The sequence below is a fragment of the Micromonospora deserti genome (assembly GCF_003236335.1).
GTDB lineage: Bacteria > Actinomycetota > Actinomycetes > Mycobacteriales > Micromonosporaceae > Micromonospora > Micromonospora deserti.
Window position 1 is genome coordinate 1 of sequence record NZ_POUB01000235.1, and the last position, 9,335, is coordinate 9,335.

At 66.7% G+C, this 9,335-nt stretch carries 8 protein-coding genes; 7 read left to right on the plus strand and 1 reads right to left on the minus strand.

Annotation, left to right across the window (positions count from 1 at the left end; genetic code table 11):
- Positions 1 to 109 precede the first annotated feature (109 nt).
- Positions 110 to 241, minus strand: a complete 132-nt coding sequence (locus tag C1I99_RS34645; protein ID WP_267897516.1) for a hypothetical protein — start codon at positions 239 to 241, stop codon at positions 110 to 112.
- Positions 242 to 629: 388 nt separating this feature from the next.
- Here C1I99_RS34645 and C1I99_RS24835 point away from each other — a divergent pair, with 388 nt between their 5' ends.
- The 7 genes from C1I99_RS24835 to C1I99_RS35050 all read left to right on the plus strand — a co-directional run.
- Complete coding sequence (locus tag C1I99_RS24835) at positions 630 to 1,637, plus strand: LacI family DNA-binding transcriptional regulator (protein ID WP_111136612.1); 1,008 nt, start codon at positions 630 to 632, stop codon at positions 1,635 to 1,637.
- A gap of 181 nt (positions 1,638 to 1,818) precedes the next feature.
- The gene (locus C1I99_RS24840; RefSeq protein WP_233512697.1) at positions 1,819 to 4,089 is read left to right on the plus strand and encodes a glycoside hydrolase family 3 N-terminal domain-containing protein; all 2,271 of its coding nucleotides are present in this window, start codon (positions 1,819 to 1,821) and stop codon (positions 4,087 to 4,089) included.
- Between the two features lie 168 nt (positions 4,090 to 4,257).
- Positions 4,258 to 5,580 (plus strand): ABC transporter substrate-binding protein, encoded by a 1,323-nt coding sequence (locus tag C1I99_RS24845; protein ID WP_111136614.1) that lies wholly within the window; start codon positions 4,258 to 4,260, stop codon positions 5,578 to 5,580.
- Between the two features lie 6 nt (positions 5,581 to 5,586).
- Positions 5,587 to 6,657 carry a carbohydrate ABC transporter permease gene (locus C1I99_RS24850; protein WP_199562380.1) on the plus strand — a complete coding sequence of 357 codons (1,071 nt, stop codon included), beginning with the start codon at positions 5,587 to 5,589 and terminating at the stop codon, positions 6,655 to 6,657.
- Positions 6,654 to 7,610: a carbohydrate ABC transporter permease gene (locus C1I99_RS24855; RefSeq protein ID WP_111136616.1), complete on the plus strand. Its 957-nt coding sequence runs from the start codon at positions 6,654 to 6,656 to the stop codon at positions 7,608 to 7,610. Before C1I99_RS24850 ends, C1I99_RS24855 begins: the two co-directional genes overlap by 4 nt.
- Before the next feature lie 156 nt (positions 7,611 to 7,766).
- Complete coding sequence (locus C1I99_RS24860; protein WP_111136617.1) at positions 7,767 to 9,074, plus strand: glycoside hydrolase family 32 protein; 1,308 nt, start codon at positions 7,767 to 7,769, stop codon at positions 9,072 to 9,074.
- A 103-nt stretch (positions 9,075 to 9,177) separates the two neighbouring features.
- Positions 9,178 to 9,335, plus strand: a 158-nt coding sequence (locus C1I99_RS35050; protein ID WP_199562381.1) for a transposase family protein, incomplete at its 3' end; no start/stop codon positions are given.

The following is a 9,335-nucleotide window of genomic DNA, read 5'->3' on the forward strand; positions in this document are numbered from 1 at the left end:
GCCTGCGGAACTGGGCGGGCTGCAGCCCGGTGAACGGGAAGATCCACTCCGGGCGAGCCGCCGAGATCACCTGCACCCTGACATGATCCACCATGGACGCCCGACCGAGTTACGAGACGTCCCTTAGTTCGTTGAATGCGACCTGGAGGGCACTGCCGGCGACGGGCACGAACGAGATGCCCATCTCGGCGACCTTTGCGAGCCCTTGCCTTCGGTCGCTGTCCTCAGGGTACGGTTCCACGCAGGGCATGATGCCCCACTGCTGCAACCCTGGCCGGTACGTATGCGCTTACGCGGTAACGCCAAATCGAACTCTGCTACCGGAATGGCCAACCCAGACTGGGACGTCGCCTTGGAGGTCATACCGGGCACGCTAGCCGGTTGCCCGGCCAGCAGCGTGTACGTGAGGCGACTCTGATCAACGTGGCGGGGGCGCAGGCGAGTGGTCCATGTCCCGGATGTGGATCAACGACGTCCAGCATGTCCCGCTGACGCGCCGCCTACTGCTTCTTGACCAGCAAAGTTAACGAGTGTTTTACTTCCGGGACTGGTTCCGAAACTAGTTCCGGAACCAGTCCCGGTACTAGTTCCGACGAGGACTGGCTGTTGCGGGTGAGAGGGAGGCAAGGATGGGGGTCACCATCGGTGACGTGGCCGCGCATGCGGGGGTCAGCAAGACGACGGTCTCGCGGGTGCTGAACGGCAAAGGCGAGATCAACAAGAACACCGTCTTGAAGGTCCAGCAGGCGATCGCGGAGCTTGACTACGTGCCGAGTGCGCGGGCGCTCGCGTTCGCCCGTGGTAGCACGCGGACGGTCGGCATGCTGGTTCCCGATCTGGCGTGGGTGTACTCGGGCATCGTGCAGAGTGTCGTCGACACGCTGGAGGCCGAGGGCTTCGGATTGCGGATGCTGAGCGTCAGCCGCGGTGAGGAGTCCTTGCGCAGTCTGGGTCTGAAGGTGGCTGCCAAGTCGTTCGACGGGCTGCTGGTGATTGAGCCCGAGGGCGCCTTGGAGTACATCACCGCGTTGCACGAGGCGAGCCTGCCGATCGTGCTGATCGACGACCGCTTCCGCCGGCCGGGGTTTCCCTTTGTGGCGACCACGAATCGTGAGGGGGGTGCGCAGGCAGCGCGTCACCTGTTGGAGAGCGGGCGCCGTCGTCCGCTGGTGATCACGGGTCCCGAGGCGTACGGGTGTACTCGGGACCGGCTGGGCGGTTTCGTTGATGCTTACGCGGCGGCGGGGATCGAGATCGACCCGCGCTGCATCGTCTGGGGTGATTTCCAGTTCGAAAGTAGCCGGTGCTCGGTCGAGCGGGCTCTGGCGGACGGCGTGGAGTTCGACTCGGTCTTCGCGCACAATGACCCCTCGGCTGCCGGTGTGCTCGCCGCGTTGCACGCGGCCGGCCGTGAGATCCCGCGGGATGTCGCCGTGGTGGGTTTCGATGATGTTGAGCTGGCGTCCTACACCTACCCGGCGCTGACCACGATCCGGCAGCCGATGCGGGAGATGGGTGAGGCGGCGGCACTGTTGCTGCTGGAGCACGTACGCAGGTCACCGGAGGCGGCGGCGTCCCGGATCATTCCGACCAGCCTCGTGATCCGCGGCTCGACGCAGCAGCCCCACTCACCCTGACGGACCGGCTTTTCCCGAACTGACCCGCTTCGTCCCCGTCCTCAACTGTCGCGGTTTCACCGTGATGCGCAAGGTGCTGGCGCATTCGCACTTTTCTGCATTCCTCTGTCGGCGATGAGCTCGTCGGCTTGTGACGACTCATCTTCTGGAGAACTCCGTGGGACCCTCGGTCGGCTCTGTCGTGTATCTGGATCCGGAAGCCTCTGTTGAGGCGAGGGTCGAGGACTTGTTGTCGCGGATGAGCCTGCCGGAGAAGGTGGGGCAGTTGCTGATGCTGGACGCACAGCACGAGGACGTGGCGGACATTGTTTCGGCCAAGCTGGCCGGGTCGGTTCTGCATGTGTCTCCGGCGCGGATGCCGGAGGTTAGGGAACTGGCTGATCGGACGCGGCTGGGCATTCCACCGCTGGTGGCCGAGGACGGTATCCACGGTCACTCGTTCTGGCCCGGGGCGACGATTTTCCCGACGCAACTGGCCATGGCCTGCAGCTGGGATCCGTCCTTGCTTCGGCGGGTCGCCCGGGCGGCGGCGACCGAGATGGCGGCCACCGGGGTTCATTGGACGTTCTCGCCGGTGCTGTGTATCACGCGGGATCTGCGCTGGGGCCGGGTCAACGAGACGTTCGGCGAGGATCCGTTCCTGATCGGTGAACTCGGGGCAGCGATGGTGCGCGGCTATCAGGGCGATGGCCTCAGTGACCCGACGGCCGTGCTGGCATGTGCCAAGCATTTCGCGGGTTACTCCGAGACTGTGGGCGGGCGCGACGCGAGCGAAGCCGATCTGAGCCCGCGGAAGCTGCGTTCGTGGTCCTTGCCCCCGTTCGAGCGGGCGGTCCGTGCCGGCTGCCATACCTTCATGCTCGGCTACCAGTCGATCGATGGGGTGCCCATCACCGCGAACCGGTGGCTGCTCAACGACGTCCTCAAGCGTGAGTGGGGCTTTGCGGGCACGTTGGTGACTGACTGGGACAACGTCGGCCGGATGGTCTGGGACCAGCGCATCTGCGCCGACCAGGTCGAGGCGGCGGCGGTTGCCGTCAACTCCGGCAACGATCTGATCATGGCCACGCCGGCGTTCTTCGAGGCCGCGCAGGCGGCGGTCGCCCGTGGTCTGATCGGCGAGAAGCAGATCGATGACGCGGTGCGGCGGGTGCTGCGCCTGAAGGTCATGCTCGGGCTCTTCGAAGACCCTCGTGCACCCGACCCGGAGCGGCAGCGGCAGGTGATTGGCTGCCGCCACCACGCCGACCTCAACCTGGAAACCGCTCGTCGTTGCCTGGTGCTGTTGCGTAACGACGGGATCCTGCCGCTGGACGGCGGCCTGTCCTCGGACGGAACAGGCCGCGCCGCAGACTCGGGCAGGCCGCGGACGATCGCGGTCGTCGGCCCCAACGCTGACAGCCCCGAGGCGATGCTCGGCGACTGGGCGGGTGCCTCCGGCCAGGTTGCCTGGATGCCCGACGGACATCCCCGTGAGCTGGTGGAGACGGTACTCGACGGCCTTCGCTTGGTCGCGCCTGCCGACTGGACGGTTACGTACGCCCAAGGGGCTGACATCGGCAGCTCCGACACCGAGTGGTCCATCGGGGCCCACGGTGAACCAACGCCGCCGGTCTTCGCCCCCGCCCCGGTCGACGAGGCACAACTTCGGGAGGCCGTCGCCGCCGCGGAGGTCGCCGACTACGCCGTCGTGGTGGTGGGAGACACCATTGCCCTGACGGGCGAGGGGCGCTCCACTGCCACGCTCGATCTGCAAGGCGGCCAGACCGCTTTGCTGGACGCGGTGGCCGCGACCGGCACACCGATGATCGTTGTGCTGGTCCAGTCCAAGCCGAGTACCCTGCCCGACTCGGCGCTGAACGCGGCAGCAATCATCGAGGCGTTCAACCCGGGCATGCGCGGTGGCCGCGCCATCGCCGAACTCCTCCTCGGACTCATCGAGCCCAGCGGCCGGCTGCCGGTCTCCTTCGCGCGCCACGTCGGACAGCAACCCGTCTTCTACAACCAGGTGCGAGGCCAGCACGGAGACCGTTACGCGGATCTCACCCAGGAACCCTTGTTCGCGTTCGGTGAGGGCCTCAGCTACACCACCGTCACCTACTCCACTCTTGTCATGCACGACCAGGACGTACCCGCCGACGGCACCGTCAGCGCCACGCTGCGCATCACCAACAGCGGGACCCGTCCCGCTCTGGAGACGATTCAGGCGTACGTCAGCGATCTGACCACCAGCGTCACCTGGGCCGAGCAGGAGCTGAAGGCTTTCACCCAGGTCGACATCCCTGCCGGCGAAACCCTCGACGTCACCATCAGCATCCCCGCCTCGCAATGCTCCCTGGTCACCGCCGACAACCGCCGGCTGGTCGAACCCGGGCAGTTCAGCCTCCGCGTCGGCCCCAACTCCCGCCGGGAACACCAGCTGAGCGCAGGATTCCGCATCTCACCACAGTGACGCCCGGATCGGCGAACCCGACCACGTCACCGTGACGTCGCAACCCAACGCGACGACCCCACCTCGGAACTCACCCCCACCACCAGCCCACCTCACCGCGCGCAAACAGCCGTGCACCACTCCCACCTGACGAACACGACTTCCATCCATCCGAAGAAAGGAACGCTCATGCGTGGCTTGAACGCAGCCAAGGCGACGATCGCCGCGGGCACCGTGGCACTACTGACATCGGGATGCCTCAGCTCCTCCAACGACGCCGACTCCTCCGGGACAGCGTCCGGCCCCGGCAAGTCGACCGTCGAGGTCATGTACGGGTTCGGCGACGCCCAGGAGGCGGCCTTCCAGAAGGACCTCAACACCTTCGCCCAGGCCAACGGATTCAAGATCAAGTTCACCAAGGCCGGCTCCTGGGACACCGAGATCCGCGCCCGCGTCGCCGGTGGCAGCGCGCCCGACGTGGGCCTGTTCCCCCAGCCGGGCGTGATGTGCGACCTGGCGAAGCAGAAGGCCGTCCTGGCGTACGACGACGCGACCGTCCAGACCGACACCCAGACCCTCGTTCCCGGGTTCGTCGGGGCGGGCACCTGCCCGGACGGGAAGGTCTACGGCCTGCCCGCGGCCGTCAGCGTCAAGAGCCTGCTGTGGTACGACAAGCCGGCGTTCGCCGCCGCCGGCTACACCGCGCCGACGACGCTCGACGAGCTGACCGCCCTCACCGACAAGATCCGATCGCAGGGAAAGACCCCCTGGTGCATCGCCGCCGAGTCCGGCCAGGCGACCGGCTGGCCGCTCACCGACTGGGTCGAGGACCTCGTTCTGCGACTGGCCGGCCCGGACAACTACGACAAGTGGGTCAAGGGTGAGCTGAAGTTCGACAGCCCCGAGATCAAGCCCGCCTTCGAGTACCTCCAGAAGATCGCCCTGACCGACGGCAACGTCCTCGGCGGCACCAAGGCCATCATCGCGACGAACTTCCAGACCGGTGGCAACGCCCTGTTCAAGCAGCCACCCGGCTGCTACCTGTTCAAGCAGGCCACGTTCGTCGCTGGTAAGGGCGGCTTCCCGGACGCCGTCCTGGCCAAGCTCGATACCGAGGTCGGCGTCGCCGCCTTCCCCGCGAAGGAAGCCGGCAACAACCCCGTCCTGACCGGCGGTGACCTCGCCGCGGCGTTCAACAACGACGCCAACACGCTCAAGCTGCGCAACTTCATCGCCAGCAAGGACAACGGCCTCGAGGTAGGCAAGGCCGGCTACTTCTCGCCGCACAAGTCGTTCGACGTCTCGCTCTACCCCAACGACATGCTCCGGACGATCGCCCGGGACGTCCTCTACAAGTCCACCGCCGCCCGATTCGACGGGTCCGACCTCATGCCCGCCAAGGTCGGGGCCGGCACGTTCTGGACCGAGCCGGTCGCGTGGATCTCCGGCAAGGAGGGCCTCGACGAGGCGCTGAAGAAGATCGACGCCAGTTGGCCGAAGGCGGGCAGCTGACAGCCGGTGGCCGCCGGGCCATCGCGGCCCGGCGGCCACCACCCACGAGACCTGGTGGCGTCGTCGTCACCGCTCGCACGGAAGGACCGCCCCATGGTCATCAAACTCGCCAACGCGGTACTCGCGATCCTCGGGGGCATCGGCGGCGCGATTCTCCTGTTCTGGATCCTCAACAAACTCGCCGAGTCCCTCGGCCGTCGCTGGGAGGACCGCGTCAAGCCCTGGGCATTCGCCGGCCCGGCGATCCTCGCCATCGGCGTCTACCTCATCTACCCGGCCGTCGTCACTGTCCAGCTCAGCTTCGCGAATGCCTCATCCACCGCATACGTCGGCCTGGCGAACTACAAGGATCTACTCACCAGCCCCGACTTCCTCGGCGTCCTAATCAACAACCTGCTGTGGATCCTCATCGTCCCCGCAGCCACCGTCGCCCTGGGGCTCGGCGTCGCCGTGCTCGCCGACCGGCTCCGGTCCAGGGGCGAGAAGGCCGCCAAGACCGTCATCTTCCTCCCCATGGCGATCAGCATGGTCGGCGCAGCGACGATCTGGCGCTCCGTCTATGAGTACCAGCCCGAGGGTGAGTCCCAGACCGGGTTGCTCAACGCCATCGTGGGCCTCTTCCACTCCGGTCCGTTCTTCTGGTACTCGATCGACACGATGCACCTCAACAGCCTGCTCCTCATGGTCATCCTCATCTGGACGCAGGTGGGCTACGCCATGGTGCTGCTGTCCGCTGCCATCAAGGGCACGCCCGAGGACACCATCGAGGCGGCCCGGATCGACGGCGCCAATGAAAGGCGGATCTTTTTCAGGGTCATCGTTCCGCAGATCAAAGGCACGATCATCACCGTTTTCATCACCGTGCTCATCGGTGTCATGAAGGTCTTCGACATCGTCTACATCACGACCAACGGCGCCTTCAACACCGACGTCATCGGCCGGCGGTTCTACAACGAACTCTTCACCAACGGCAACGCGGGCTACGCCGCGACCATCGTCGTCCTGCTGATGCTGGCCATCACCCCGGTCCTCATCTACCAGGTGCGGCAGTTCAAAGCCGAGGAGGCAGGCAGATGACCATCAAGATCGACCCCGCGCCCGGGCTCGGCAACGAAACACCACCGTCCCGGCGGTCACTGCGCGCCAAGCCCGCCAACGCGCGACCCAGCACCGGCACCGGCAGCGCGACCTGGCCACTACGCATCGTGCTGGCAGTCGTCTGCGTCGTCTGGATGATCCCGGTCGTCGGGCTACTCATCAACTCCTTCCGCCCCAGGGACAACCAATTCAGCTCCGGCTGGTGGAGCATCCTCGGCAACCCACTCGGCGCGACCCAGTGGACCCTCGACAACTACGACCGCGTCCTCAGCAGCGCGGACACCACCGGCACCAACATGGGCCAGGCGTTCCTCAACAGCTTCGTGGTCACCGTCCCCGCCACCATCATCCCCATCCTCATCGCCGCCTTCGCCGCCTACGCCTTCACCTTCATGACCTGGCGCGGACGCAACGTCATCTTCGTCGTCATCGTCGGCCTGCTCGTCGTCCCCAACCAGGTCGCCCTCGTCCCGCTGCTCAAGCTCTACGGCCAGATGGGCATCAACCAGACCTTCCTCGCCGTCTGGCTCACCCACATCGGGTTCGGCATGCCGCTAGCCGTCTACATCCTGCGCAACTACATGTCCAGCCTGCCCGGCGCAGTCATCGAATCCGCCAAGATCGACGGCGCCAGCCACTTCACCACCTTCTGGCGCCTCATCGTGCCCATGTCCGTCCCCGCCATCGCCTCCTTCGCCATCTTCCAATTCCTCTGGGTCTGGAACGACCTGCTCATCGCCCTGATCTTCCTCGGCCGCGGCGAGAACACCGTGCTCACCGTCGCCCTCCAAGGCCTGCAAGGACAAACCGGACAAGGCCGAGAGCTCATCCCAGCCGCCGGCTTCGTCACCATCGTCGTCCCCGTCCTGGTCTTCCTGTCCCTGCAGCGGTACTTCATCCGCGGCATGACCACCGGCGCCGTCAAGGGCTGAAATGCGACGGCCCGACGTCGAGACAGCCAACGCCCAACCGCCCCCCGCACCACAACGGCGCAGCCGAAGCAACCCCGTTCAGCACCGCCGTGCTGCGGCTTCCACGGCCGCAGCGTTCTCCGCCGTGTTCCAGACGAAACGAGAAGGACCTCCGACATGCCCGCATGGCTGCACTACGCCCCGGCGAAGGGCTGGATGAACGACCCCAACGGGCTGATCCACTTCAACGGACGGCACCACCTCTTCTACCAGTACAACCCCGACGGCACCGAGTTCACCAACCAACACTGGGGTCATGCGAGCTCCCCGGACCTGCTCACCTGGACCGAGCACGAGGTGGCGCTGTTTCCCGGCCCGGTCCAGACCGCGCCGTACGACGCGACGGCCTGTTTTTCGGGCTGCGCGGTCGAACACGACGGCGGCGTCTCCATCGTCTACACCGGCGTGTCCGGCGATGCCCAACTGCCCTGCCTCGCGCGGGCCGCCGACGACGCACTCTCCGGCTTCGTTAAGGACCCGGCCAACCCGCTGCTGCCCGCACCACCCGCTGCCGACATCACCGTGTTCCGCGACCACAGCGTGTGGCGCGAGGACGGCCGCTGGCGGCAGCTTGTCGCCGGTGCCCGCCGCGAGCACGGCGCCTCGATCTTCGCGCTGTCCTCAGCCGACCTGCGGGCGTGGGACTACGACGGCGTCTTCGTGGACCGGGCCACATCCACGGTGCCGGGCGCGGTGTGGGAATGCCCGGACTACTTCACCGTCGAGGGCACGGGCACCCTCCTCGTCTCGGTCATCCCCGAGAACGGCGAGCAGGGGCCCGCGGTCTGGTGGATGACCGGGACCACAACCAGCGCCGGTTTCGAGGTGCACGAGGCCGGCCCCGCCGATCTGACCGACCGCTTCTACGCGCCGCAGTCCTACTGGACGCCGGACGGCCGACGAATCCAGTTCGGCTGGATCCGCACCCATCAAGACCCCGCCGGCCTCAGCGGCCCGGCCGTGGGTGCCATGACACTGCCGCGCGAACTCTCCGTCCGGCAGGGACGCCTATACATCGAGCCAGCGGCCGAACTGACCCGACTACGGCTGGCCACCACCCCACTACCGACACCCGGCGTGGCACACCTGGTCGACGGGAGGACCGCCGGTGAGCTGGTGCTCGACACCGCCGCAGCCGACGGAGTACATCGCGTCATCCTGCACGCCCGGGATGCGGCCGAGATGACCGTCGACTTGGCAGCCTTCGCCGGACTCAACGGGCCACTGCGGCTCTTCTGGGACGCGGGCATCGTCGAGGTGTTCCGCGGCGGGCTGGCGGCGACATGGTCAGATCTGCGGGTCACCGACATCACGCAGTTGCGGCTGGAAGGTAGCGAAACTACGCCGAGTGGCCGGGCCGAGATCTGGGAGCTAACCCGGCCCGAACGCCTGACAGGCCCGGCAGCCGGACACCCCAACCGCTGACTCCCATCGAAGCCTGATCGTCGGCCACTTTCTGCCGGCGCTCCCCGGGCAATAGGTGGTTCGTTGACGAGACGTACGTCAAGGTCAACGGGTATGGCGTTACGTGTACCGGGCGGTCGACCAGTACGGGCAGCTCCTGGCCACCGTGCTCTACCTGCGCAGACTCTGCACACAAGCGGTCCTGGCTGAGCTGTTCAACGTGGACCGAAAGACGATCACCATCGCCGTTCAGCAGACCCGCCCACTCCTGGAACAGCACGG

Coding starts and splice junctions, on each gene's coding strand:
- C1I99_RS24835 (WP_111136612.1), top strand. CDS start 630: ATGGGGGTCACCATCGGTGACGTGGCCGCGCATGCGGGGGTCAGCAAG.
- C1I99_RS24845 (WP_111136614.1), top strand. CDS start 4,258: ATGCGTGGCTTGAACGCAGCCAAGGCGACGATCGCCGCGGGCACCGTG.
- C1I99_RS24855 (WP_111136616.1), top strand. CDS start 6,654: ATGACCATCAAGATCGACCCCGCGCCCGGGCTCGGCAACGAAACACCA.
- C1I99_RS24860 (WP_111136617.1), top strand. CDS start 7,767: ATGCCCGCATGGCTGCACTACGCCCCGGCGAAGGGCTGGATGAACGAC.